Source organism: Saccharopolyspora aridisoli (genome assembly GCF_004348445.1).
Classification (GTDB): Bacteria; Actinomycetota; Actinomycetes; order Mycobacteriales; family Pseudonocardiaceae; genus Saccharopolyspora; species Saccharopolyspora aridisoli.
The window spans coordinates 56,548-81,012 of sequence record NZ_SMKV01000010.1; the positions used below are offsets into that span (position 1 = coordinate 56,548).

Annotated in this window: 25 protein-coding genes; 15 read left to right on the forward strand and 10 right to left on the reverse strand. The window is 69.4% G+C overall.

Translation table 11 applies throughout. The features are described 5' to 3' along the window. Positions 1 to 4 precede the first annotated feature (4 nt). Positions 5 to 931, reverse strand: coding sequence for an NAD-dependent epimerase/dehydratase family protein (locus E1161_RS10415; RefSeq protein ID WP_408011975.1), 927 nt, complete (start codon positions 929 to 931; stop codon positions 5 to 7). Between the two features lie 321 nt (positions 932 to 1,252). On the opposite strand from E1161_RS10415, the gene E1161_RS10420 reads away from it, so the two are divergent. From E1161_RS10420 to E1161_RS10445, 7 genes are all read left to right on the forward strand, one after another. After that, positions 1,253 to 2,260 (forward strand): NAD(P)-dependent oxidoreductase, encoded by a 1,008-nt coding sequence (locus E1161_RS10420; protein WP_132622076.1) that lies wholly within the window; start codon positions 1,253 to 1,255, stop codon positions 2,258 to 2,260. Then, positions 2,257 to 3,345 (forward strand): DUF1015 family protein, encoded by a 1,089-nt coding sequence (locus E1161_RS10425; RefSeq protein ID WP_132622078.1) that lies wholly within the window; start codon positions 2,257 to 2,259, stop codon positions 3,343 to 3,345. The genes E1161_RS10420 and E1161_RS10425 overlap by 4 nt, the downstream gene beginning before the upstream one ends. Before the next feature lie 224 nt (positions 3,346 to 3,569). Then, complete coding sequence (locus E1161_RS27105) at positions 3,570 to 3,725, forward strand: DUF6131 family protein (RefSeq protein ID WP_165939746.1); 156 nt, start codon at positions 3,570 to 3,572, stop codon at positions 3,723 to 3,725. 89 nt (positions 3,726 to 3,814) lie between these two features. Then, positions 3,815 to 5,686, forward strand: a complete 1,872-nt coding sequence (locus E1161_RS10430; RefSeq protein ID WP_207920170.1) for a phospholipase D-like domain-containing protein — start codon at positions 3,815 to 3,817, stop codon at positions 5,684 to 5,686. Next, complete coding sequence (locus E1161_RS10435; RefSeq protein WP_132622080.1) at positions 5,646 to 5,837, forward strand: ubiquitin-like protein Pup; 192 nt, start codon at positions 5,646 to 5,648, stop codon at positions 5,835 to 5,837. The genes E1161_RS10430 and E1161_RS10435 overlap by 41 nt, the downstream gene beginning before the upstream one ends. 184 nt (positions 5,838 to 6,021) lie before the next feature. Continuing rightward, positions 6,022 to 6,261, forward strand: coding sequence for a DUF6480 family protein (locus tag E1161_RS10440; protein WP_132622082.1), 240 nt, complete (start codon positions 6,022 to 6,024; stop codon positions 6,259 to 6,261). Positions 6,262 to 6,623: 362 nt separating this feature from the next. After that, on the forward strand, positions 6,624 to 7,274 hold the full coding sequence (locus E1161_RS10445) for a UdgX family uracil-DNA binding protein (protein ID WP_132622084.1): 651 nt from the start codon (positions 6,624 to 6,626) through the stop codon (positions 7,272 to 7,274). A 43-nt stretch (positions 7,275 to 7,317) separates the two neighbouring features. Here the strand turns inward: E1161_RS10445 and E1161_RS10450 are convergent, their stop codons facing one another. Then, positions 7,318 to 7,707, reverse strand: coding sequence for an ectoine synthase (locus tag E1161_RS10450; RefSeq protein ID WP_132622086.1), 390 nt, complete (start codon positions 7,705 to 7,707; stop codon positions 7,318 to 7,320). Positions 7,708 to 7,967: 260 nt separating this feature from the next. Here E1161_RS10450 and E1161_RS10455 point away from each other — a divergent pair, with 260 nt between their 5' ends. Continuing rightward, entirely contained in the window at positions 7,968 to 8,141 is a 174-nt protein-coding gene (locus E1161_RS10455; protein ID WP_207920171.1) for a DUF2188 domain-containing protein, read from the forward strand. 560 nt (positions 8,142 to 8,701) lie between these two features. On the opposite strand, the gene E1161_RS10460 is transcribed toward E1161_RS10455, so the two are convergent. Further along, positions 8,702 to 9,775 carry a glycoside hydrolase family 172 protein gene (locus tag E1161_RS10460; protein WP_207920172.1) on the reverse strand — a complete coding sequence of 358 codons (1,074 nt, stop codon included), beginning with the start codon at positions 9,773 to 9,775 and terminating at the stop codon, positions 8,702 to 8,704. A gap of 38 nt (positions 9,776 to 9,813) precedes the next feature. Beyond that, entirely contained in the window at positions 9,814 to 11,307 is a 1,494-nt protein-coding gene (locus E1161_RS10465; protein WP_132622090.1) for an ArnT family glycosyltransferase, read from the reverse strand. 194 nt (positions 11,308 to 11,501) lie between these two features. Here E1161_RS10465 and E1161_RS28010 point away from each other — a divergent pair, with 194 nt between their 5' ends. The 5 genes from E1161_RS28010 (at position 11,502) to E1161_RS10490 (ending at position 16,027) form a co-directional block, all read left to right on the forward strand. Beyond that, positions 11,502 to 11,735: a hypothetical protein gene (locus E1161_RS28010; protein WP_132622092.1), complete on the forward strand. Its 234-nt coding sequence runs from the start codon at positions 11,502 to 11,504 to the stop codon at positions 11,733 to 11,735. A gap of 10 nt (positions 11,736 to 11,745) precedes the next feature. Continuing rightward, complete coding sequence (locus E1161_RS10475; RefSeq protein WP_132622094.1) at positions 11,746 to 12,573, forward strand: MBL fold metallo-hydrolase; 828 nt, start codon at positions 11,746 to 11,748, stop codon at positions 12,571 to 12,573. Positions 12,574 to 12,693: 120 nt separating this feature from the next. Beyond that, on the forward strand, positions 12,694 to 12,978 hold the full coding sequence (locus E1161_RS10480) for a hypothetical protein (protein ID WP_132622096.1): 285 nt from the start codon (positions 12,694 to 12,696) through the stop codon (positions 12,976 to 12,978). A 185-nt stretch (positions 12,979 to 13,163) separates the two neighbouring features. After that, a complete protein-coding gene (locus tag E1161_RS10485) occupies positions 13,164 to 15,548 on the forward strand; it encodes a molybdopterin oxidoreductase family protein (protein WP_132622098.1) in 2,385 nt (794 codons plus the stop codon). Beyond that, positions 15,545 to 16,027: a hypothetical protein gene (locus tag E1161_RS10490; protein ID WP_132622100.1), complete on the forward strand. Its 483-nt coding sequence runs from the start codon at positions 15,545 to 15,547 to the stop codon at positions 16,025 to 16,027. Before E1161_RS10485 ends, E1161_RS10490 begins: the two co-directional genes overlap by 4 nt. Before the next feature lie 116 nt (positions 16,028 to 16,143). Here the strand turns inward: E1161_RS10490 and E1161_RS10495 are convergent, their stop codons facing one another. Further along, positions 16,144 to 17,019 (reverse strand): Rieske 2Fe-2S domain-containing protein, encoded by an 876-nt coding sequence (locus tag E1161_RS10495; RefSeq protein ID WP_165939747.1) that lies wholly within the window; start codon positions 17,017 to 17,019, stop codon positions 16,144 to 16,146. Between the two features lie 594 nt (positions 17,020 to 17,613). Here E1161_RS10495 and E1161_RS10500 point away from each other — a divergent pair. Beyond that, positions 17,614 to 18,042: an OsmC family protein gene (locus tag E1161_RS10500; RefSeq protein WP_132622104.1), complete on the forward strand. Its 429-nt coding sequence runs from the start codon at positions 17,614 to 17,616 to the stop codon at positions 18,040 to 18,042. Positions 18,043 to 18,137: 95 nt separating this feature from the next. Here E1161_RS10500 and E1161_RS10505 read toward each other — a convergent pair whose 3' ends face one another. The 5 genes from E1161_RS10505 to E1161_RS10525 form a co-directional block, all read right to left on the reverse strand. Next, positions 18,138 to 18,479, reverse strand: a complete 342-nt coding sequence (locus E1161_RS10505; RefSeq protein WP_132622106.1) for a hypothetical protein — start codon at positions 18,477 to 18,479, stop codon at positions 18,138 to 18,140. A gap of 343 nt (positions 18,480 to 18,822) precedes the next feature. Further along, positions 18,823 to 19,773: an acyl-CoA desaturase gene (locus E1161_RS10510; RefSeq protein WP_132622108.1), complete on the reverse strand. Its 951-nt coding sequence runs from the start codon at positions 19,771 to 19,773 to the stop codon at positions 18,823 to 18,825. A gap of 182 nt (positions 19,774 to 19,955) precedes the next feature. After that, positions 19,956 to 20,321 (reverse strand): ANTAR domain-containing protein, encoded by a 366-nt coding sequence (locus E1161_RS28015; protein ID WP_235874937.1) that lies wholly within the window; start codon positions 20,319 to 20,321, stop codon positions 19,956 to 19,958. A 420-nt stretch (positions 20,322 to 20,741) separates the two neighbouring features. Further along, the gene (locus tag E1161_RS10520; protein WP_132622110.1) at positions 20,742 to 21,494 is read right to left on the reverse strand and encodes a GAF and ANTAR domain-containing protein; all 753 of its coding nucleotides are present in this window, start codon (positions 21,492 to 21,494) and stop codon (positions 20,742 to 20,744) included. Positions 21,495 to 21,511: 17 nt separating this feature from the next. After that, positions 21,512 to 22,243, reverse strand: a complete 732-nt coding sequence (locus tag E1161_RS10525; RefSeq protein WP_132622112.1) for a GAF and ANTAR domain-containing protein — start codon at positions 22,241 to 22,243, stop codon at positions 21,512 to 21,514. 544 nt (positions 22,244 to 22,787) lie between these two features. Between E1161_RS10525 and ilvD the strand changes: the two genes are divergently transcribed. Further along, on the forward strand, positions 22,788 to 24,461 hold the full coding sequence (gene ilvD, locus E1161_RS10530) for a dihydroxy-acid dehydratase (protein WP_132622113.1): 1,674 nt from the start codon (positions 22,788 to 22,790) through the stop codon (positions 24,459 to 24,461). Positions 24,462 to 24,465 lie beyond the last annotated feature (4 nt).

Consider the following 24,465-nt stretch of genomic DNA (forward strand, 5'->3'; position numbering starts at 1 on the left):
GTGATCACGCGGCAGCGGGCCGAGCGGCGAACCAGTCGATCGTGCGGCGGAGTCCCATGACGACGTCGATCTGCGGTCGCCAGCCGAGGTGCTCCGTCGCGACGGTGATGTCCGGGCATCGGCGGCTCGGTTCGTCGGCGACGGCGGCGGTGTGGGTGATCGGTGATGACGTCCCGGTCAGCGACCGCACGAGCTCCGCGATCTCCAGCACGGTCATCTCCTCCGGCCTGCCGATGTTGACCGGTCCGGCGTGGTCACCGGCCGCCGCGGCCAGCAGCCCGCGCACCGTGTCGTCCACATAGCACAGTGAACGCGTTTGGCTCCCATCGCCGTTGACGGTGATCGGGTCTCCTGCCAGCGCTTGCGAGACGAAGGTGGAGACCAAACGCCCGTCGGTGGGCCGCATTCCCGGGCCGTAGCTGTTGAACAGCCGCACGATGCGGGTGTCGACCTGCCGGTGCGCGCGGTAGCAGGACGTCAGCGCCTCGGCGTAGCGCTTGGCTTCGTCGTAGACCGCGCGAGGGCCGACCGGGTTGACGTTGCCCCAGTAGTCCTCGCGCTGCGGGTGTTGCAGCGGGTCCCCGTAGACCTCGCTGGTGGAGGCGAGCAGGAACCGCGCACCGGCGCGCTCGGCCAAGCCCAGCGCGTGCGCGGTGCCGTTGCTGCCCGCCTGAAGGGTTTCCACCGGCATGCGCAGGTAGTCCACCGGCGATGCGGGAGAGGCCAGGTGCAGGACGAGGTCGACGTCCTCGGCGTGCCAGGGTTCGCGGGAGATGTCGTGTTCGACCAGTTCGAACCGGGGGTCCGACTGCAGTTCCCGAACGTTCTCGGCTCCGCTGCTGCTGAAGTTGTCCAGGCAGTGCACCACCGCGCCGCGGCGCAGGAGCTCCGCGCACACCGGCGCTCCCAGGAATCCTGCTCCACCGGTCACCACAGCACGTTCGAACGCCCACGACACCGCGACCACTCCCCTCGTCCCTCCGGACGCTCACCGGAGTTCCCCCTTCTTCCCGGTCAGCAAACTCTCCGGCGGCGGTCGACGGGATGCCGTGGCGGCGCGAGGAGTGCGGCACGATTGCTTTCAGTCACCACTGACGCCACAGGCTATTCGAACAGTGCCCCGAACGAGGTGTTGACGCGCCTGGAGAGCCAGCCGCACCATTGCGTCATCAGCACCGAGGTGCGCAGTGAGCAACACGGATGTCCGCGTCTCCACCGCACCGCGCGGTGCGCTGATCGTCTGGAGGGTCCGATGAGGATCTTGATCGCCGACGCCTTCCCCGAGGAGCACCGCGACCGGCTCGCCGCGGCGCACGACTGCGACTACGAGCCGGACATGACCGCCGACCAACTGCCCGCGGAGCTCGCCGGGTACGAGTCGCTGGTCGTGCGCAGCACCCGCGTCACAGCTCAGGCGCTGGAATCCGGCAACGCGCTGCGACTGGTGATCAGAGCTGGTTCGGGGACCAACACCATCGACAGCGACGCCGCCTCTCGCCTCGGGGTCCACGTGTGCAACGTGCCCGGGCGCAACGCGATCGCGGTCGCCGAGCTGGCCTGCGCGCTATTGCTGGCCATCGACCGCGACATCGCGAACAACGTGGCCGACATGCGCGCGGGCAGGTGGGACAAGAAGCGCTACTCGCACGCGCGTGGGATCTACGGTCGTGACGTCGGCGTCGTCGGGCTCGGTCAGGTCGGCCTCGCGTTCGCCGAGCGAGTCGGCGCGTTCGGAACGCGGGTGCACGCCGTGGCCAAACCCGGCCGCGACCGGGAGACCCTGGAGCGGGCCCAGGACATCGGGATCACCTTCGTCGACGACCTCCCCGAACTCGCGCGCACCTGCGACGTGCTGTCGCTGCACGTTCCCGCCACCGACACGACCAGGCGGCTCGTCGACCGAGACCTGCTCGCCCAGGTGCGACCCGGCACGATCATCCTGAACACCGCGCGCGGAGACCTGATCGACGAGGATGCGCTGATCGAGGCGATGGAGGCCAAGGGAGTGCGGGCCGGGATCGACGTCTTCGCCGACGAACCCGCCACCAGCACGGGCACCTTCCGATCCCGGCTCGCCGCACACCCGAACGTCTGCGGCACCCACCACATCGGAGCGTCGACCGAACAGGCACAGGAGGCGGTTGCCGCCGAGGCCGTGCGCGTGATCGAGGAGTACGCGGCGGGGACGGTCCTGCACTGCGTGAACCCGCAGCCGCCCCGCGAGTTCGCCCCGTCCCTGCCAGCGAACGACCGGACATGAGCACCCCACGCACCGAGGCGACCGACGCGGGAGTCATCGCGAGGTTGCCGCGCGGTCTCCGCTTGGACCGCCGTTGCGACGAGCGCCCGGCCAGTGCGACGCGTACCCGGGAACCGCTCGACCCGGCTCGGTACGAGCACATGCCCGGTCCGGCCGTGGTCGTGTACCGCATCGCGAACGGGAGCCACCAGCAGACCGGAATCGTCGTGGAGGTCTCGGTCGAGGAGTACCGGGCCGGTCGCATCCGACCGCACGAGGCGACCCAACCCGACCGCGAACGGCTGCTGGAGGAGCACACCGAGGCTTCCGGGATCGAGCGGATGCCCGTGACGCTCGCCCACTCCCCCGACCGGGCCCTGCGGTCGGTGACCGAGAGCGTCACCTCGGCCGAGCCCGTCGTGGACCTCACCGCCGGAGACGGCACGCGGCACACGGCGTGGATCTCGCGGGACCCCGGTCTCGCGCGGACCACCGAGGTGGGCCTGCGCGGGGTCGAGGCGCTCTACATCGCCGACGGCCACCACCGGATGGCCGCGGCACTGCGCCACGCCACGCGCCACCACCTCGGCCCGAACCACCCGACCGCGTTCACGCTCGCCGCGCTGTTCCCCACCGACGAGATGCGGGTCTTCGGCTACCACCGCTGCCTGCCCGTTCCCAGCGACTCCGCCGGAGGGGTGCTCGCGAAGCTGAAATCCTTGGCGGTGGCGGAGAGGTGGGAGGAGCGTTCGGCGGCGATCCCGGAGCCGGGTGTCGTGGTGGTGCGCTTCGCCGACGAGCGCCACCGGTTGAAGCTGCGACCGCACGCTCCGAACGAGCACGTGCGCGCATCGCTGGACATCGTCGCGCTCGACGAGCAAGTGCTGCCCGAGCTCGGGATCACGCCGACCTCGTGCGGCAACGGCCCGCCCGAGAGCTGTCGCCATCCCTCCGACGGGGCGGTGCTGCTCGTAGCACACCCGCCCAGCGTCGAGCAGATCATGGCGGTTTCCGACGCGGGCCTCGTGATGCCACCGAAATCGACGTGGTTCGCGCCCAAACCCGCTCCCGGACTGTTCCTGCGCGAGTTGACCGACCCGACGTGACCGGTGATGTCCGCGCCGGTCCGGGGGTCACCTGAGCGCTCTGCCCGAGTCGAGCAGGCGCGCCGGAGCGGTCAGCACGACTTGCTCGGTTCTCCCCTCATCTCCCGTGGGGAGTCGCGTCATCCGCCAGGCGATCTTCCTCACCCCGCCGGTGATGCGTAGAACTTGATCGAGGTGGGTAGATCTGGACAACGCACAAACCGACCGGGAAAGGACGGACAACAATGATCACGCTCGGAGTCGTGCTCCTCATCGTCGGCTACCTCACCGGTGTTCAGATCATCTGGATGCTCGGCATCGTCGCCGTCGTCCTCGGCGCCGTCTTCGCCATCGCCGGCAGCGCAGGCCACGCCATCGGCGGGCGACGCCACTGGTTCTGAACGACCACGACGCACGTCGCAGGACTCTTCCGGCTTCGGGGAGAGCGGTCGACGAAACCCGGTGCCCCACCGACACTTCTGGAAGGAACGTGATCAGAAGAAGCAGAGCTGCCCCGGCCGAGTGGTTCTTGACGCACGCCGAGCGCGGCAACCCGTGGTCGAAGCTCGACGGCCTCGGCCCGGGGCACATCGCGTGGTCCGAGGGCAACCTCGCGCACCCCCTGATCGACGGTGCGGAGTACTTCCCCCGGCTCGCCGCTGAACTGGCCGACGTCCACGCCGGTGACCAGGTCTACCTCTCGGCGTGGATCGTCGATCAGGACAAGCACCTCGACGGACCGGGAACGTCGATGAGGGAGCAGTTCGCCCGCGTTCTGCGCGACGGAGCCTCGGTCCACGCGCTGCTGTGGTGGCCGTACCTGGACCTCGACCACGATCTCGTCTCCGCCAACCGCGATTTCGCTTCCTCGTTGCGGGAGGCGGGCGCGAACGTGGTGCTGGACCAGCGAGTTCGCCCAGCGGGCTGCCACCACCAGAAGTTCCTGGTGATCCGGCGCCCGCGACGTCCCGAGACCGACATCGCGTTCCTCGGCGGGATCGACCCGTGCCCGAGCCGGCTGGACGCGCACGAGCATCGTGGTGACAGCGACGTTCAGCTCTCCATCGACAACGACTGCTACGGCGAGCGACCGGCCTGGCACGACGCGCACCTGCAGGTGCGCGGTCCCGCGGTGGCCGACGTCGAGCACTGCTTCCGCGAACGCTGGCAGGACGCTGCGATCCGCCTGCGCGGACCGCTCTCCCGACTCCGACGCCGTTTCGGTCCCGGCGAACCCGAGGCGGGCGAACTTCCCGAACAGCTGCCCGCACCGCCTCCCAGTGGCCCGCACTCGGTGCAGCTGCTGCGAACCTACCCGAGGAAGCACCCTCCGTACCTGTTCGCCAGGAGCGGAGAACGCAGCGTTGCGAGGGGCTACGCCAAAGCCCTCCAGCGCGCCCGTCGACTCGTCTACGTCGAAGACCAGTTCCTCTGGTCACCCATGGTGGCTGATGCCTTCGCCGCGGCACTGCGCCGCGAACCCGAGCTGCGCTTGATCGCCGTGGTACCCGCTCAGCCCGAGAAGGGCGGCGCCGTGGAAGTCGCCACCTGCGATGCCGCGCAGGACAAGGCGCTGAGCCTGCTGTACGCCGCCGGTGGCGATCGCGTCGACGTCTTCGAGCTGGAGAATGACAGAGAACTCCCGACATACCTGCACTCGAAGGTGTGCGTCATGGACGACAGCTGGGCAGCCGTGGGCTCGGCGAACCTCAACCGCCGTTCCTGGACCTACGACTCCGAACTGACCGCAGCGGTGCTCGACGAGAGGCAACCGACGACCGGCTTCGCGCGCGAACTGCGCCTCCGGCTGTGGCGAGAGCACCTGGGACGGGAGGCCGGGGACAACTCAGGACTGACCGACCCCGAGAACGGCGTCGAGGTGATGCGCAGCGCCGCCGCAGAACTCGACGCGTGGCACGAATCGGGGCGGAGGACACCTCGGCCTCGGGGGCAGTTGCGCAGACACCCCCGGCGCGCGAAGTCCACGGCAACGCGGTTGTGGGCGATCCCCCTGGGCCGACTGATGATGGACCCCGATGGCCGTCCGATGCGGGCCCGGCTGGCCGATTGGTCTCGCGACCGGTTCGGAGCGAGTCGAGCCCCAACGTCCGCCCGCGAAACCTCCAATCATGAGCCCCGGGCGGAAGCGGAGGGTGAACCGCCGTCACCGCAAAAGGTCTCGCTCGATCGACGTGCCACGCGGCGGGCCGCGGCGGACGGCGAGCTCTCCGCTGAATCCGATTGCCCGCGCACGGCGGCGGGTATTGCGCAAGGAAGCTGCCGTGAATCGCAGCCACTCGTACCCACCAGCGGAGGTGACGATGCACCGGGAGCGGCCACGCACGCCAGCGAAGGGCGATGAAGAAGCCGAGAGGGGACCGGCCACGTCCGGGCAGCAGCGGCGTGAGCGGCTCGACGAGACGACCGACGATCTCCTGGACGACATCGACGACGTCTTGGAGGAGGATCCTCAGACGTTCGTGCGCGGCTACGTGCAGAAGAACGGCCAATGACCGCACCGGTCGTGACCCCGTCTCGCCCGCTGGAGGTCTCCGGCCGCACGGCGGCGACTGGACCGCGGTGCTCCGGCGAGACCGGCCGCCATCGAAGAGCGAGTTCGGGGAGGTGACCGACGTCCTCCTCGCGCGCCGCGGAGGGTCTCGTTTCGCCCGCGCACGTGCCGGTTACCCGTCAGGCATGTCATCACAGCCCTCCGAGCCCGATCCGGAGCCACGCCGCACTCCCGGGCTGCAACCTGGCGGGTCCGTTCCGCCCGGGGAAACGCCGCCGGAGTCGGCCCAAGCGACCAGCGGCCTGTCCCACGAGCAACGGGCCGGTGCGCACGCGACGAAGTGGGCGTGGCTGACCGTGCTGGCCGTCCTGGTGCTCCTGGTGGCGGGCTTGTTCACCTACCTCGCCATCGCCCTGCTCATGTGAACTCCCGCCGCTCTCGGAGATCGGGCACCGCTCGAGACGTTGTCAGACGAGCCTTCGCACTTGGTCTTCGGCGTCGTCACCGCCGTTACCTACGACCTGCTCGGCCCGCGCTCCGGGCACTGACCCGGCTTGGGAACCCCGCCAAGCGGAACCGGCTCCCACCGGATCAACGTGCAGCCATCGCTTGAGAAGGAAGTCGTGGCAGGAACCCGAGGCACGACGGATCGGGGGCTTCCTCCACCACCCGTTCTCGCGCTCGCCTGCGGATCGACCGCACGTGGCTGTTCGTGTGCCACTGGCGCGGTCGGGTACTCGGACGGGACCGACCGCGCCGGAGGGGTCGCGGACGAACGGGAGGGGCCATGTCACCACGAGAAGCCCGAGCCGAGGCGTTCGTGCCCGCGAAAGGGGGCCTGCCCGCGATGGCGAGCGCGGTCCAGGCCTGCCGTGGGTGCGGCCTCCACGAGAACGCGACCCAAGCCGTGTTCGGCCAGGGATCGACCCGAGCCCGGGTCCTCCTCGTCGGTGAGCAGCCGGGTGCCTCCGAGGACGTGGAGGGCCACCCCTTCGTCGGCCCCGCAGGCCGCACGCTCGACGAGGCCTTCCGGGAAGCCGGCCTGCGCCGCGACGACGTGTACCTGACCAACGTGGTGAAGCACTTCAAGTTCGTGCCCGCGGAGAGGGGGAAGCGGCGAATCCACCAGAAGCCGAGCGTGGGCGAGGTGCGCGCGTGCACGCCCTGGCTGACCGCCGAGCTGCGTCTGGTCAAGCCCGAACTCGTCGTCTGCCTGGGCGCGACCGCGGCCAAAGCGCTGTTCGGCGAGTCCTTCCGCGTCACCCGCGACCGCGGGGTCCTGCTCGACTTCCCGGCGGGCTTCGAGCTCGGCGGGCGCAGCCCGGACTCCGTCCTCGCGACTGTGCACCCCTCGTCGGTCTTGCGATCCTCGGACCGGGAGGCCGCGTACCTCGACTTCCGGAACGACCTCCGCACCGCGGCTGACGCTCTCTGCTGATGGGCCGCCACCCCGTCGGGGACTCACCTCGCCCTTCGCGCGCTCAGCGATCGGTGATCAGCGGGTACACGCCGTCCTCGTCGTGAACCTCCCTGCCCGTGAGCGGCGGGTTGAAGACGCACACCGCGCGCATCTCAGTCGTCGGGCGCAGCTGGTGGTGCTCGTGTCCGTCGAGCAGGTAAACGGTTCCGGGCCGGAGCTGGTAGGTCTTCCCGGTCTCCTGGTCCGTGAGCTCGCCTTCCCCGTGGGTGATGAACACGGCCTCGACGTGGTTGGCGTACCAGAAGTCGTTGACGGTGTTCGCTTGGAGGGTCGTCTCGTGCACCGAGAAGCCTGCTCCGTGCTTGGCGAGCAGGAGGCGCTTGCTGCGCCAGTTCGGGGTTTCAACATCGTCTTCGGTGCCGGTGACGTCACCCAGGTCGCGTACGTGCACGCTATCCTCCCGGCGCCTCGTCTTGAGTTCCTCCCAGACCACTCAGCACGGTGAGTACCCCCAACGCGCCGTCTCGAAACCGCAGCGGATCAACGGCGCGGCCACCGCTTCCACGGTGGTCGGCGACCGGCCCGACTCCGTGGCGCTCCCAGGTGTTTGTGACGCGCCGCGACCGGGAACCACAGCGGTGGAAGTTGACTCGACGTCGGGGAGCGGGAGTCGTGCCTGCAGGACGAAGCGAAACGGGTGAATGTCACGTGGTGCCGGATCAGCGCGGAGGTGGCTGGAAGGTCACCGGTGACGGCGTTGATTTCCACGTGCCGCGGCAATGCGACGCGATCGACGAGGCGTGCTCGCAGCTTCGCCACGACGGAGGTGGAGCGGTGATCATCCACGGCCTCTCCGGTCAGGTCCAGGACCGGCGAACCGTGTAGGTGGTGGCACGCGGCGCTGTTGCATCCGATCGCCGCCGACACCGCGCACGCGGCACGCACACGACGTGATCGCGCTGCCACAGCGGGAGAGCGGTGAGCACGCGGTAGAGCGAGGGGCTGGCCGACGGCTGACCTGAGAAGTCCTCGACAGCAGGGCTCACGAGCGCATCAAGTGGCGACCAACCCCGGAACGGTTCCGTCACCGGGAAGCGAATCGCGATCGCTGTCGTCGTCGACGCGGGCACTCCCCTCGATCCGAAGCAAGCGTGCGCCTTCGTACTCCATGAGCGCTCGAGCGTTGCTGATGGCCACGGTCTGGCTGGCGCTTCGCGCGCACGCCTGAGTACCTCCCGGCGTCAGGACCTGCCAGGTTCCCTCGGGATGTCGGCGCACCCGCCACGTGCACATGCTCCCGAGTTCCCACTGCCGTGAACCACTATTCCTGCCCAGGAGGAACCGCATCGGAGCGTCCTCGTGTGCTCGGAGGTCACCGAGCGTCGCATCGCGCGGTCTCCGCACACCCAGGCGGGGCGGGCCCGCGATGTGGCTGCTGCCGAGCCCTACGCGAAGCGCTTCAGGAGTTCCCACGTTCGAGCGGTGAGCCGACCGGAGCCGGGCCGCGCGTGCTGCTGGGCTCGTAGCGGCGGGAACGGGGTGTGCGGTTCGGTCTGGTACCAGAACGCGGTCGTGGCGATGTCGGCGTCCACCAGCGGCAGGTAGCGTCGGCCCGCCTTCCACCCGAGCGCCTGGACGGTGACCCGCAGGTCCCGCTCGAAGCAGATCGGGTCGCGCAGGTGCCAGCGGTACATGCCGAACCGCTGGTGCGGCCGGTAGACCTCCTTCGGGGGCAGCACTTGGTGCAGCCCCGACTGCGCGGTCGAGTAGGTCACGTAGCGGCCTCCCACGTCGAAGTTCCAGGCTCCGCCGAAGTAGTCCTCCGTGCCGGTCCCGCAGATCGTCGGGTGCTCCTGATCACCGTCGAGGTAGAACTTGACCTCGCCTTCGCCCCACCAGCCCGGAGCACCCGGTCGGATGGCCAGGTACGTCCCGACGTACCGGCCGGTGCCGCCGACGCCGTCGACGATCGTGTGCACCGCCGGATCGCCCAGCGGGTTGCTGCGGCGCCAGCTCGCGTGGAAGGAGCCGACCCGCTCGGGCAGGTCCGTCTCCTGGTAGGTCACCTGGTAGTAGACGGGAACGCTGCGGCGCGTCGTGTTCTCCAGCGTGATCGTGGCGCGCCTGCGGAACGGCATCGGCCAGTAGCTGTTGAACCCGCCCGCCGGTGCGACGACCACGACCTCCGAGTCGACCAGCGCGAGCTCCGCCCACCCGTTGCAGAAGAAGTCGCCGAGCGGCACCTCGACGGACGGATCTCCTTCGGCGTCCCAGTACATCCGCAGCACCAGCTGCCGCACGCTGGCGACGTCGGTGGTCAACCAGATGTGCTGGATCACGCCGGGACCGGTGATGTCGGCCAGCGTCGCGGTTCGACCGGCGGCCAGCTCGATCGAGGGCGAGACCTTCCAACCGCCGCCCAGCTCGCGGGCCGCCGATGCACCGGTGCCCTCGACCGCCCGCGCTCCCCCTCCCTTCGCCCCGGTCGGGTTCTCGGGGGAGACCGACCGCGTGCGCATGTTCGGAAGCTTCCAGAGCTCGTCCACCACGCCTCCCATCACGGCTCGTACAACGATGGCCACACCTGGTCCCACGGGGCGTTGCGACCTTCGCACAACCAGATCGGAACGTCAGTGCTGATGCCCGCGTGGCCGAGTCCGCCCCGCCAGGTGGTGAGCTTGCGCGTGCTGCGGAAGTTCGCCCGCAGCGGACCGGGGTCGGCGCCGACGAACAGCGCGGTGTCCGCGTCCGGTGGGACGCCGAAGAACCAGTAACCGCGGTGCGGGCTGTGCGCCCGGGGCAAACCGCGCTGCTGGCCGTACCGGTCCAGCGCACTGGCTTGCCAGTAGTGGTTGGTGATCACAGGTGCACCGCGCCCGGCGGGAGAGCGCTGGTACGCGAGCGCGACCGCATCGGCCAGCTCGGGCCATCCCGCGCTGCCGCGCGCCGCCGGTGCGGTCACCACTCCCGTACCCGGCACCGGGCTGGGAACGAGGACCACCACCACGGCCAGCACCGCTGATGCCGGCCACACCAGGCCGATCAGCGCAGCCCGCCGCGGTGTCGCGGCCGTGCGGTGCAGGAGCTCGACCGAACCTGCTGCGAAGCACAGCGGGAACAACCCGGCGCAGTAGTAGTAGCGGCCTCCGGTGACCAGGAACGTCACCACGACCGCCGCGCAAGCCCAGCCCAGGAACCGGTGCTCGGCCAGCGCCGTCGACCGCAGGAGCCGCCACAGCCCGTAGACGAAGAGCACGGCACCGGCGATCACCCCGGCCACCAGCACGGTCAACGGCAAGAACGCCAGCGGCCCGCTCGCGGTGTCCGCCGTCTCCTCGCGCACGGCTCCGACCAGCCGGAGCTGTGGCCAGTCGTGCCGGTGCTGCCAGCGCAGGTACGGCACCATCGCCAGCATCGAGGCACCGGCGCCCACCCAGAGCGCCGGCCGCCGGAACACCTCCCGCGGCCCGATCAGCGCCGCGGCGAGGAAGCAAGCGGCCCACAGCACCACGATCAGGTACTTCCCCTGAACGGCAACGGCGCCCGTGACTCCGATCAGCAGCAGCGAAAGCCCGTCTCGAAGCCGCACCCACCGCACGACCAGCCACGTCGTGACCGCCCACGCGATCGCGTCGACCGCCTGGGTCTGCAGCAGGCTCCCGCTGTTGAGCGTCTGCGGGGAGATGGCGTACGTGGCCGCGGCGAGGCTCTGCGCCCCCCGGCCGCCCCCGAACTCCCGCGCGATGAGACCGGTGATCAGCACCCCGGCGACCGCGGCGAGGACCGCGGGCATCCGCACGCCGATGCGCGAACCGCCGAGCGCGACTTCCCCGACGCGCGCCAGCAGGGGCATCAGCACGGGCTGGTCTGCGTAGCCCCAGCTCAGGTGATGCCCGGCAGCGAGCAGGTACAGCTCGTCGCCGTACCACTCGCGGAACCAGCTGAGCCATGCGAGCAGCACGGCCAGGCACCCCGCGATCGAGGCCAACCGCGACCACGCCACCGGCGGCCGCGAGGCCGGTGCGCGGTGCAGCGGTCGAAGCGAGTCCACCACCACGCCCTACCCACGGCGGCACCGATCCCATGCGCGCTGCTCATCGGCAGGCGGCGCGGTGATGCGCTCCCGTCCCGACGGGGCCGGCGACCGCAGCCCAAGAACTCGCCACGCGATCGAGCACGAGCGGGATTGACCGGCCGGTGAGCGCGGGTAACCGGTGAGGACCAAAGTCCAGGGTGGAGGAAACCATGTCCAGCACGCCGCTGCTCGACCGTTGGCGGGGAGACCCGGGGCAACCTGAACGACCGGAAAAGCCCACCAGCCCGGACAAGCCGACCACACCGAGCAAGCCCGAGTTCCCGGACAAGCCGGAGACCCCGGAAGAACCGCAGGCACCCGACCCTGAGCAACCGGACGCCCCGGAAGTACCGGACGCGCCCGAACGCCCCGAGGGGAACCGCCCGCCTTCGCGGGTGAGGTGAGGAGGCACCGATGCCTGACGGAACTGCGGGAAGCACCGCGGAATGCGCGGTCACATTCGTGGGCACGGCGACCACGCTGCTCCGGCTCGGGCCGTTCAGGCTCCTCACCGACCCGAACTTCGTGCGGCGAGGTCAGTGGGTCCACGTCGGGCACGGGATCGTCACGCGGCGCCGCACCAATCCGGCGATGACGATCGATGAACTCCCCGAATTGGACGCGGTGTTGCTGTCGCACCTGCACGGAGATCATTTCGACCGGGTCGCGGCGCGGGAGCTCGACCGGGCGTTGCCCATCTTCACCACACCGCACGCAGCGGGCCGGTTGCACAAGCGGGGTTTCGCCGAGTCGGTGCCGATGCCGCGGTGGAGCAAGTGGTCGACGACCAAGGACGGTGCCCGCCTCACGGTCACCTCGCTGCCGGCCCGGCACGCACGCGGGCTGGTGGGGGTCGTCGCGCCACCGGTCATGGGGACGTTGCTGGATTACGAGCGACCCGGGCACCGGCTCCGGCTGTACCTGAGCGGGGACACGGTCCTGCACGACGACCTCCACGAGATCCGAGATCGGTGCCCGGACATCGACCTCGCCGTCATGCACCTCGGAGGAACGCGGATCCTCGGGCACTTGATCAGCATGGACGGCCAGGAAGGCGCCGACCTCCTGGAGCTGCTGCGCCCGCTGCAGGCGCTACCGGTACACCACGATGACTACGGGTTGTTCACCTCGCCGCTCTCGGAGTTCCAGGTCGAAGTCGCCCGCCGCGGGATTCCGGGCGTGGAGTGGGTGCTACCGGGCATGACACTCGACCTCCCGCTGCCCGCGCGCAAGACCGTCTGATGCCGTCCACTTCGGCTCGGCTCGTGGGGGCTCCGGTCGCCACACGCGGCGAGTTTCCACGTCGCCGCGGACGGGTACTTCACGTCAAGAACCGATCGACGCGTTTCTGGAGGACTTCCCATGGGCGCCGAAACCCGTACGACCTCGGACCACGACGAGATCCGCCGGTGGGTCGAAGAGCACGACGGCGTGCCGGCCACGGTGCGGGGAACCAACGACGACAAGGACGCCGCGGGCGTGCTGCGGTTCGACTTCCCCGGTGGTGCGAGCGAGGAGTCGTTGGAGCACATCAGTCGGAACACGTGGTTCCAGGAGTTCGACGCCGAGGGCCTGCGACTGCTCTACCAGCTCGAGAAGTCCGACGGCGGGGACAGCACCTTCTTCAAGGTCGTCTCCTCGGACTGAAGCGGTGTCCGCGCGGTTCCCGAACCCCAACCGCACACCCCCAAGTCGTGTGGTCCGGTGATGGGCGATGAGGCCAGGCCCATCTGCGTCGGCCACCGGCGGCTGGCGATCGCGTCGCGAAGCGCCCGCGCGTGGCGGAACCGAGGGCGTCGGCCCTCCTCCACAGGTCGAACAGGAGCACCCGCATGGCCGCACGAGATGGTGTATCGCAACCGTGGGGCGCGCGAACCCCTTTCGCCGCGGGTGGTGCGTGGCCATCCAGGGTGGACACCCATCTCGCGGCGGGAGTGGCGGAGGACGACGTCGAGGACTGGGTACCGACAGCGTCGGTCCTGCACTCCAACGGTGACGGCCTCGACATCGCCGTCCGCCGAGGGCGCATGGTGGGGGTGCGCGGGCGCGAGCACGACCGCATCAACCGCGGAAGGCTGGACCCGAAGGACCTCTTCGGATGGCAGGCCAACCACCACCCCGACCGGCTCACCCGGCCGCTGGTCCGCGAAGGCGGGGAACTCGTCGAAACGACGTGGGAGAACGCGATGAGCCGGATCGTCGAGCACACCAGGCTGCTGCTCGACCGCTTCGGACCCAGCGCGCTCGGCTTCTACACCAGCGGCCAGTTGTTCTTGGAGGAGTACTACACGCTCGCCACGATCGCGCGTGGTGCGATCGGCACCCACCACCTCGACGGCAACACCCGACTGTGCACGTCCACCGCTGCCACGGCATTGAAGGAATCATTCGGCAGCGATGGTCAGCCCGGCTCCTACACCGACATCGATCACGCCGACGTGATCGCGTTGTACGGCCACAACGTCGCCGAGACGCAGCCGGTGCTCTGGACCCGGGTCCTCGACAGACTCGCCGGACCCGACCCGCCGGCGCTCGTCTGCGTCGATCCCCGGCGAACGCCCGTTGCCGAAGCGTCGACCGTGCACCTCGCCCCGCTACCGGGAACCAACGTCGCTCTGGTCAACTCCCTGCTGCACGAGATCATCCAGAACGGGTGGGTGGACGAGCAGTGGGTCCGCGATCGAACGGTGGGCTACTCCGAACTCGTGGAGCAGGTGCGCGACTGCACCCCGGCATGGGCCGGACGGATCTGCGACGTCCCGCAGGAGGAGATCGAGGAGGCAGCTCGACTGATCGGCACCTCCCACCGACTGGTCTCGACGGTGCTGCAGGGCTTCTACCAATCGCACCAAGCCACAGCTGCGTCGGTGCAGGTGAACAACATCCACCTCGTGCGGGGCATGATCGGCAAGCCCGGTGCCGGAGTCCTGCAGATGAACGGTCAACCCACCGCGGAGAACACCAGGGAATGCGGCGCCGACGGCGACCTCACCGGATTCCGCAACTGGGCCAACGAGAAGCACATCGAGGAACTGGCGTCGCTGTGGAACGTGTCGCCGACCCACATCCCCCACTACGCACCTCCTACCCACCTCATGCAGATCATGCGCTACGCCGAGCAAGGCAGTCTGCGCATGTTGTGGGTCAGCGCCACGAACCCCGCGGCGTCGCTCCCCGATCTCGCGCGGATCCGATCGATCCTGTCCCAGCCGGACCTCTTCCTCGTCGTGCAGGACATCTTCCCCACCGAAACGACCGAGCACGCCGACGTCGTCCTCCCCGCCGCGGCGTGGGGCGAGAAGCTCGGGACCTTCACCAACGCCGACCGCACCGTCCACCTGTCCGAGAAAGCAGTCGAACCGCCTGGTGATGCGAGGCCCGATCTCGACATCTTCCTGGACTTCGCAAGGCGCATGGACTTCCGCGACCGCAGCGACCAACCACTGCCCGCGTGGTACGACGCCGAATCCGCGTTCGAAGCGTGGAAGCGGGCCAGCGCCGGCCGTCCGTGCGACTACAGCGGCATGAGCTACGCGCTGTTGCGGGAGTCCGAGGGGATCCAGTGGCCGTGCACCGCCGAAAGCCCCACCGGCACCGAACGCCTCTACACCGACGGGAAGTTCTGGGCCCACCCGGACACCTGCGAGAGCTACGGCAAGGACCTGCTCACCGGCGCCCCGAACGAACCAGAGCAGTACAAGGCCATGAACCCCCACGGGAAAGCGCTCATCAGAGCAGCGGCCTACCTCCCACCCCACGAGGTACCGAGCAACGAGCACCCGTTGTGGTTGATCACCGGCAGGACCCTCGTCCACTTCCACACGAGGACCAAGACAGCTCGCGCGCCGCAGCTCCAGGACGCCGCACCCGAGGTGTGGGTGCAGCTTTCCGAGGCCGACGCAGCTGATCTCGGGATCGCCGAGAACGACGAGGTCGAGATCACCTCACCACGGGGCAGGGTGGTCGCCGCAGCGCGGATCGGCGGGATACGGGACGGCGTGGTGTTCCTGCCCTTCCACTACGGCAACTGGGACAGCCAGGACCCCCGGTCGGCGAACGAGCTGACCCCAACCGACTGGGACCCCGCCTCGAAGCAACCGCTGTTCAAGACCGGGATCGCGCTGGTCCGCCGGACTGGGGCCGAGGCCACCGCCACCACCCGCACCACGGGTGCGAGAACGGTGGTCGACGAGGAGATCGGTCGGGAACCCCGATGACGTTCACACGTACGATGCGACGACTGCACCGCACCGAGGCCACGTTCGCGCTCTCGCTCGAACAACTCGCCGATCGCCATCGAGCGGAGGCCGAGGTCCACCACGTGGCGAAGGACCTCGCACCGTGGTCGCGTCGCCACCTCCAGGACCTGAGCTCCGATGCCCGACGGCACGGGCTGCGACTGGCCCGCGGACCCGGGCTGATGGCCTGGGCACGGGTCCACCTCGCGCGACTCGCTGCCGACGTGTCGGATCGTCAGCTCCCGCAGAGCTTGAAGCTCGTCGCGGACCTGCGTCGCGCGTACCTGCACGCCACCGAGGTCAACCTGTACTGGGAGATGGTGGCTCAACGCGCGCAAGCGATCGAGGACGCCGATCTCGTCGACACCGCCGCGGTCACGCGATCCGAGGTGGTGCGCCAGCGCCAGTGGCTGGACTCGATGCTCAAAACGCTGACCCCGCAGGCACTGGCGAGCTGACTTCCTCACCGGGCACCGACGACGCACGGCCACCGCTGCGAGTCGCGCGCCGACTCCCGCGGTAGAGGCGCCGATCGAGGCGCGGTCAACGGTGTCGGCCGACCGGGTCGGAACGTTCAGCGATCAGCGCGCCTGATCGCGATACGACCGGCTCGCACACGGGTCTCGTACCGCGGCTGCGCGAAGACAGCGGGTCCATTGACGACTTCGCCGGTCTCCATCTCGAAGCAGGAGCCGTGCCACGGGCATATCACCCGATCACCGTCCCGCTCGCCCTCCTCCAGCGGGCCGCCGGCGTGACTGCAGACCGCCGCGATCGCCATCGGTGTGCCCGTGCGCGAGCGCGCGAGCAGCACCGGCTCACCGGCGACCTCCAGCCGCTTCAGCTCGTCCGATGCGAGGTCTCCTTCCGCGAGGACCTCGGTGAACTCCGCAGGTCCGCCGTGCGCCGAGTCCTGGTTGACCCGGACACCCATGCCATAGCTCAACTCACTCCCGATGTGAGCCGCGATCGAGGACAGCGCGAACGCTGCTCCGGCACTCGCCTTGGCGAATCGGCGACGCCCCTGCACGCGTCCCACGATGGACGCGATGTTCAGCACGAGGCCGCCGACGTTGAGCAAGGCGTGCGCACTCGCGACCCGCCTGGACTCGCCCAGCAGGTCGCGCCAGTCGGAGGTACCGGTCAGCGCCGCAGGAAGGGTCGCCAGCACACCCACCGACAGCGCGCCGTCCGCTGCCACGCCGCACCGTTGCGACCCCGAAACCGACTCCGCGACATCGAGGATCAGCGCCGTCGTCATCGCTCCCACCGGGACGTCGGTCAACGCGGGGTGCAGCGGAGCGCCCAGCCAGGTCCCGTCGAGGAAGTTCCGCAACGGCATGCTCTTCCGAAGCGCACCGCGCATCAGCGGTTGGATCTTGTCCTCGACCGGGTCCAACCAGGTCAGTCGGCGTGCGAACCGTCGTCCGAGCATCTCCTGCTGTGGCATCGGCATCTCCCTCTTCGACATCCGCTCCGGCTCACCACATCGAGATCGAGCGAACACTGGCGTGGGCGCCTGCGCGAGCAGGGCGCCCACCCATAGTGGGTCGTAGGGCGCTGGCCCGCATTCGACGAACCGCCCGCCGTGCTGATCAGGCAGACGACGAGGGCGTCGCCGAGCCGCCGGACCTGGTTGCGAGCACTCGAGCCAGCCGCGACTGCCGTGACGAGCCCGACACCGCGTTCACGCACACGTTCGAGCAGGTCCTCACCGTTGGCGGATCCATGGCTCGTCAGCCGTCGGCGTCGAGCGGTCGCCACGCGACGGAGCCGACGACCTCGACAGCCCGAGTGGCCGTGCCGGGATCACCGACGATGCGCTTGCCGGTCGAACGGAAGCCACGACTCCGTGAGCGGTGCCGGTGAGCGGCGTGCTCGACTCCACCCCAACCGGTGTTTCCGACGAACCCCCCGCCGATCACGACCGAGCCGACGCGTCCGCGCACAGCTCGCCCCGCGCGTGCGAGCGTCAGGTGTGGTCGGATGCTGGGTGGCGCTCACCAATCGGAGAGCCTCACCGTTCGACGAGGGAGGAACCGGCATGGCCACAACACGCACCGCGCACACCGTATGGCAGGGCACCCTGCTGGAAGGCACCGGCGAGGTAGCCCTGGACTCCTCCGGTGTCGGGCAGTACCCGGTGTCCTGGCCGTCCCGCGCGGAGGATGCCAACGGCAAGACCAGCCCCGAGGAGCTGATCGCCGCCGCGCATTCGAGCTGCTTCTCCATGGCGCTGTCGAACGGGCTCAGCCAGGCCGGCACTCCGCCCACCAAGCTCGAAACGCGCGCGGAGGTCTCCTTTAAGCCTGGCGACGGCATCACCGGCATCCACCTGACGGTGCGGGGCGAGGTGCCCGGAGGCGACGAGGAGGCCTTCGTCAAGGCCGCCGAGGACGCCAAGGCCAACTGCCCGGTGAGCCAGGCACTGGCGGGCACGACGATCTCCCTCTCGGCTTCGCTGGCCTCCTGAAGCCGCCTGCTGCCGTCGTCCGCTGAGCGGCGCGGCGGCAGCCCGTCAGCCCCGCACCCCTGTTCGAGCGGGCCGGGTGGTGAACTCGGTCCGCATCAACTCCCGTTCCGATCGGGCTCGCCGACCTGGTCGCGGGCGGCGTTCCAGCGGGCTTCGACGTCGGTCTGGGACTCGACGACTTCCGAGAAGTCCTGGGCCGAGCGCTCGTCAAGGGCACCGGCGATACCCGTCAGGGCTTGAGCACCCTTCATCCCCGCGTTCGTGAGGGAGACCACCAGCTCGTCCGGGAAGCGCGGAAGGGATCCGCCGCCACCGTTGTCCTCACCGGAGGAATCCAGGGCGCTCTCCCAGGCCGCGTCGAGCTGGCCCAGAGCGTCCAGCACGCTGCGCCAGACGGTCAGCTGCTCGATGTCGGGTTCCGGTGTCTGGTCGCTCATCGGGCTCGTTCCTCTCGATCGAAGGACGGGTGCGAACCGGCTCGCGAACCCATCAACCATCGCCATTCGTACCACGCACGCCGGTAGCGTTGACGCCACTCATGTCGTGCCCGCTGCGCCGTGCTCTCGAAACTCCCCTGCGCGCAACACGAAGGCAACGACTGCGACAGACCTGGCGCGAACATCCCGCTCAGGTCGTTCCGTTCGGCCGGTGGGAGATCAGTCGCTCAACCGCTGCCACCGACTGAGTTCTGGCCGCTCGGCGCTGCCAGTCGCAGGTGGCGGTGGGCGACGGGAGGCGCGCGTCGTCCTCAGCTGCGCGAGCGGAGCGGTGACGCAACGATCAAGCGTCGCGCAAGGTGCGTTTGGCGAGCCGCTGCGGGGTGGGCCAGCGGACCTCATCCACCCAACCGAGCTTCTCGAAGGCCCAGATGACCCGAGCTGAGGTGTCGAGTTGGCCGCGACCGACTCCGTGCCGCGCACAAGACGGGTCGGCGTGGTGCGAGTTGTGCCAAGACTCGCCGAAGGACGCGATCGCCAGCGGCCAGAAGTTCGCCGCTCGGTCGCGGGAAGCGTAAGGGCGTTCGCCGACCATGTGGCAGATCGAGTTCACCGCCCACGTGACGTGGTGCAGGACCCCGACTCGCACCAGCCCGGCCCAGAAGAAGGCCGTCAGCGCACCCCACCAGGACTGGGTGATCAGGCCGCCCAGCAGGGCGGGCAGCACCAGCGTCGCGAGGGTCCACACAGGGAACATCCGGTTCACCCAGGTCAGAGCGCGATCCTTGAGCATGTCAGGAGCGAACCGGGCGAGGTTGGTCTGGTCCCGGTTGAACAGCCAGCCCATGTGGGCGTGCCAGAAGCCCTTCGCGACGGCGATGGGTCCGGTGCCGTACAGCCACGGCGAGTGCGGATCACCTTCCTTGTCCGCGAAGGCGTGGTGGCGGCGGTGGTCGGCAACCCACTGGATCACCGGGCCCTGCATGGCGAAGCTGCCCGCGATCGCCAATCCCACTCGCAGCGGCGTCTTGGCCTTGAAGGCGCGGTGGGTGAACAGTCGGTGGAACCCGACCGTCACGCCGAGGCCGCTGGCGTAGTAGAAGAACAGGGCCAGTCCGATGTCCCACCAACCCAGGCCCCACCCCCAGGCGAAGGGCACTGCTGCGAGCAGCGCGAGCAGTGGCGTGATCGTGAACAGCGCGATCAGCACGACCTGGCTGACGGGAGTGCGGCCGGCGATCATCGGTGTTGCGGCGTCCGATCGAGACGTCCGCGTCGGAAGTGCTGAACTCATGGAAACCCTCTCCCGGTACGGGGCAACATTCTCGTGCGGGCAACATGCTTCGGACATCGCCGGGGACCGGGGCGAACATGCTCCAGCCTACGCTCCTACCGGCCGCTCAGCCGCCACTCGGATGTCGGTTTCAGGACGTTCCCGTGGGCGTCATCGGCGCTCTCAGCTCGAACTGGCGGGAGTCACCTGCGCGGGAGTGTCCGCAGGTCGTCGAGCTGCAACGATCCGTCCACCACGGACTCGGCCACGTCCTTGAGCCTGCGACCGTGGCGGCGACCGTGACCGCGGAGCGCGGCGAAGGCTTCTTCCACGCCCGGGCCGAGGCCTTCAGCGATGACGCCCTTGGCCTGTTCAATGCTCACCCTGCTGTTCAGCGCGATCTGGAGCTGCTCGCTCAACGTCTCGTGCCGCCGCAGCGTGCGCTCCTGCACCAGGCCGATGGTGGCCACGTCGGCCAGTGCACGCGCGACGCGGAGGTCGGTCGCGGCCAACCCGGGTGTCGATCGGAACAGGTTGAGCGAACCCAGGACCTGCTCGCGCAGCCGCATCGGCACCGCGTGCACCCCGGCGAACCCCAGTTCTTCCGCTGCAGTGGCGAAGCGCGGCCAGCGGCGCCGAACGTCATCGACGGGGGCGCTGACGACCTACCGGTGCGGTAGCACTCCAAGGAGGGTCCCCGCTCCTCCTGCAACTGGAACAGGTCCAGCACGCGGGTGTGTTCGGTCGACGATGCCACCAGGCGCAAGCTGGGGCGCTCTCCGGCAGGCTCCGCCAGCAGCAGACCTGCTGCGTCCACGGTGAGCAGTTCCACGCAGTGCTCGGTGAGCCGGTGCATGAGGTCCGCGCTGTCGAAGTCGGTGACCAAGCTGTCCGCCAGTTCGACGAAGGCTTGGCCCAGGTCCTCGGGTGCGGCGCCAGTCACCTCTTCGAGTGCATGTGGCCGCACTGCTCCTCGGCGAGGACGCCCTTCATCGCGACAGCCGCTGCTCGTGGTGGGTGGCGAGCAGGTTGCTCGGCTGGATGGTCCGGTCGGCGACGCTGCGTGCCAGATCGGTCAGGCCTTGGCCGTTGGCCCGCGCGTAGTCGCGCAGCAGCTCGAACGCGTGCTGCATCGACAGGTCACCGCTCTCCGCGAGCACCCCTTTGGCCTGTTCGATCACCACGCGGTGGTGCAGTGTGGCTTGCAGCTGCTCGGACACCGTCTCCTTCCTGAGCGCCGCCCGCTGGTGCAGGATGCCCACGGTGGCCACATCGGCGAGCGCCTGACCGAGTTGGGCATCGGCTCCGCTCACACCGACCGCCTCGCGGTTGAGCAGGGTCAGCGCTCCGATGGTCTCGCGGCGCAACCGCATGGGCACCGCAGCGGCAGCGCGGAAACCGCTCGCCACGGCGGCCTCGGCGAACTCGGGCCAGCGACTGCGCTCGCTCGCGAGGTCGGAGCTGGTGACCACCGCTGAGTCGCGGATGCAGTCCTGGCATGGGCCCTCGCGGGTCTGCATCGCGAACAGCTCCAGCAACCGCGCGTCTTCGTTCGTCGCCGCCATGGGGCGCCATCCGCCGCGCTGGTCGGAGAGGATCACCCCTACCGCGGTGACGTCCAGCAGCTCCGCAGACCTCTCGGCCAGCAGGCTCAGGAAGTCCATCACGTCGAAGTCGTCGACGAGCGTGTCCGACAGCGCCACGAAGGTCTGGGCAAGTCGCTGTTCTCGTTCGGTAGCCATCGGTTTCGTTGTTCTCCTCACATGCCGGCCGATGAGGTGGGATCGTCGTCGGGCCTGAACCGCAGCTTCCGGCTCACGACCTGGCGAGCCACCTCGGTGATCGGCAGCTCGTGGGTGTAGGCGTAGGAACGCAGGCGCAGCAAAGCCACCTCCGTGCTGCTGTCCAGCTGCACTTGCAGCATTCCCGAGGCCTGGTGCACCTCAGCGTGCGGGTCGTCGAGCCAGCTCAGGTCCTCGATCGCGTGGCCGTCGAGCTCATGAACTATCGCTTGGGTGACCAGATCGGCCAAGATCAGCGCATCGGACAAGAGCTCGCCCGACAGCGGCCCGGGCACATCGCGGTACAGATCCAGCGAACCCAGCCGCACCACGCCGACTTCGAGCGGGAAGGAGAACAACGCCGCCGCGCCCAGCTTCAACGCGCCTGGGCTGAACCCGGGCCACCGGGTCGTCTCCGCCGCCAGGTCGGAGATCAGCACCGGTCCGCCGCTGGCGAACGCATCCAGGCAAGGCCCCTCCCCCACCGTCAGTTGCAGGTCCTCGAGCCCACTGCTGATCTCGTTGGTGGCGTGCACCAATCCACGTCGAAGTCCGTCCCCGCTTGCTTCACCGATCCGCGTGAGCACCGTTGCCCCCGCGCCGGAGACCGACAGGTGCGACACGCACAAAGCGCACACGGCGTCCACGTCGACTGAGGATCCGTGTGCGACCAGCGCGGCCTCCAACTGGCGTCGCCTGCCTTGCGCCATTGCGGAACTCCATGGTCGGGTAGGTCAGGCTCGAGCCCGCACCTGCATGACTTCCCCACCGCTGCGGGAAGACTCGTTGCTGACGACCGATTCCGCGGCCGGAAGAGCCACCGGCTTGCGCCTCCTGCTCGTCGCCGGGTCGGACCCGTGTCCGCCCGAAGCGGCGTGAACACGCGGCGCTCGAGCACCCGCAGTACCCCACCCTACGCTGGCCGCCCGATCGGTGACGGACGGTGATCCGGTAATCGGTCAGCGTGCTCCCACACCCGAAACAGCCAGTCGGCGGCCGTCAACACCACCTCGATCGGCAAACCCCGACCTCAGACTCCGCGTGTGCCATTCTGCCTGGTCAGTGAGCACTCGGTCGTGGCTCCGAGTGCCTGGTGCGGGGGACCTGCTCAACGTGCGCTCCGGCTTGGTCCTGAGGAACTGTTCCACGACCTCGACCGGGACCCGGTGCGAACTCGGGGGGAGGCGTGCCCGCGCGTCTGCGGACTGCGATCGTAGGCCTTGTCGTCCCGTTCTCCCCCACCGAGGAGGCATGATGTCCGATTCCCGGCTTCGCTCCCGCCAGGTCACCGACGGCATCGAGCGCACGGCCGCACGCGGCATGCTCCGCGCCGTCGGGATGCGCGACGCCGACCTGGTCAAGCCGCAGATCGGGATCGCGTCGAGTTGGAACGAGATCACCCCTTGCAACCTGTCACTGCAGCGCCTGGCACAGGCGGCGAAGGAGGGCGTGCACCACGCGGGCGGCTACCCCATGGAGTTCGGCACGATCTCGGTTTCCGACGGCATCTCCATGGGCCACGTCGGCATGCACTACTCACTGGTCAGTCGCGAGATCATCGCCGACTCGGTGGAGACGGTCGTCGAGGCCGAGCGGCTCGACGGCACGGTCCTGCTCGCCGGCTGCGACAAGTCCCTGCCCGGCATGCTGATGGCCGCTGCCCGGCTCGACCTGGCGGGGGTCTTCGTCTACGCCGGGACGATCCTTCCCGGGCACATCGACGGTCGCGAGGTCAACATCGCCGATGCGTTCGAGGCCGTCGGGGCCTGCGCCCGCGGCCTGATCACCCGCGAGGAGCTCACCGAGATCGAGCGCGCCATCTGCCCAGGCGAGGGTGCGTGCGCCGGCATGTACACGGCGAACACGATGGCCAGCGCGGCCGAGGCGCTGGGCATGGCCCTGCCGGGCTCGGCCAGCCCACCCGCCGTCGACCGGCGGCGCGACGGCATCGCTCGCGCCTCGGGCGAGGCGGTGATCCGGCTGCTGGAAGAGGGGATCACCGCCCGGCAGATCTTGACCAGGGAGGCGTTCGAGAACGCGATCGCCGTCGTCCTCGCGTTCGGCGGGTCGACCAACGCCGTGCTGCACCTGCTCGCGATCGCCGCCGAGGCGGAGGTGCCGCTGACGCTCGACGACTTCAACCGCATCGGCGACCGCGTCCCGCACCTGGCCGACGTCAAGCCCTTCGGCGCGCACGTGATGAGCACGGTCGACCAGGTCGGCGGGGTGCCCGTGGTGATGAAGGCCCTGCTCGACGCCGGCCTGCTGCACGGTGACGCCCTCACCTGCACAGGCCGCACCGTCGCGGAGAACCTCGCCGAGATCGACCCGCCAGACCTCGACGGGACCGTCATCCACGCGATGAGCGACCCCATCCACCCGACGGGCGGAATCACCATCCTGCGCGGCTCGCTGGCCCCGGACGGTGCCGTGGTCAAGTCCGCGGGTTTCGACGCCGCCGAATTCCGCGGGCGCGCCCGGGTGTTCGACGGCGAGCAGGGCGCCCTCGACGCCGTCACCAACGGCACCGTCGTCGCCGGCGACGTCGTGGTGATCCGGTACGAAGGTCCGCGCGGCGGACCCGGGATGCGGGAGATGCTCGCCGTGACCGGGATGATCAAAGGCGCCGGGCTGGGCAGGGACGTGCTGCTCATCACCGACGGCCGCTTCTCCGGAGCGACGACCGGCTTGTGCATCGGGCACGTCGCGCCCGAAGCGACCGACGGCGGCACGATCGCGCTGGTGCAAGACGGCGACCCGATCGTGCTCAACATGGCCACCAAGACCCTCGACCTCGACGTCCCGCAGGAAGAGCTGGAGAAGCGGCGGAACGACTGGACGCCGCCCACCCCGGGGCACCGCACGGGCGTGCTGGCGAAGTACTCGAAGCTGGTCGGCTCCGCGGCCACGGGAGCGGTCTGCTCCTGAGCGT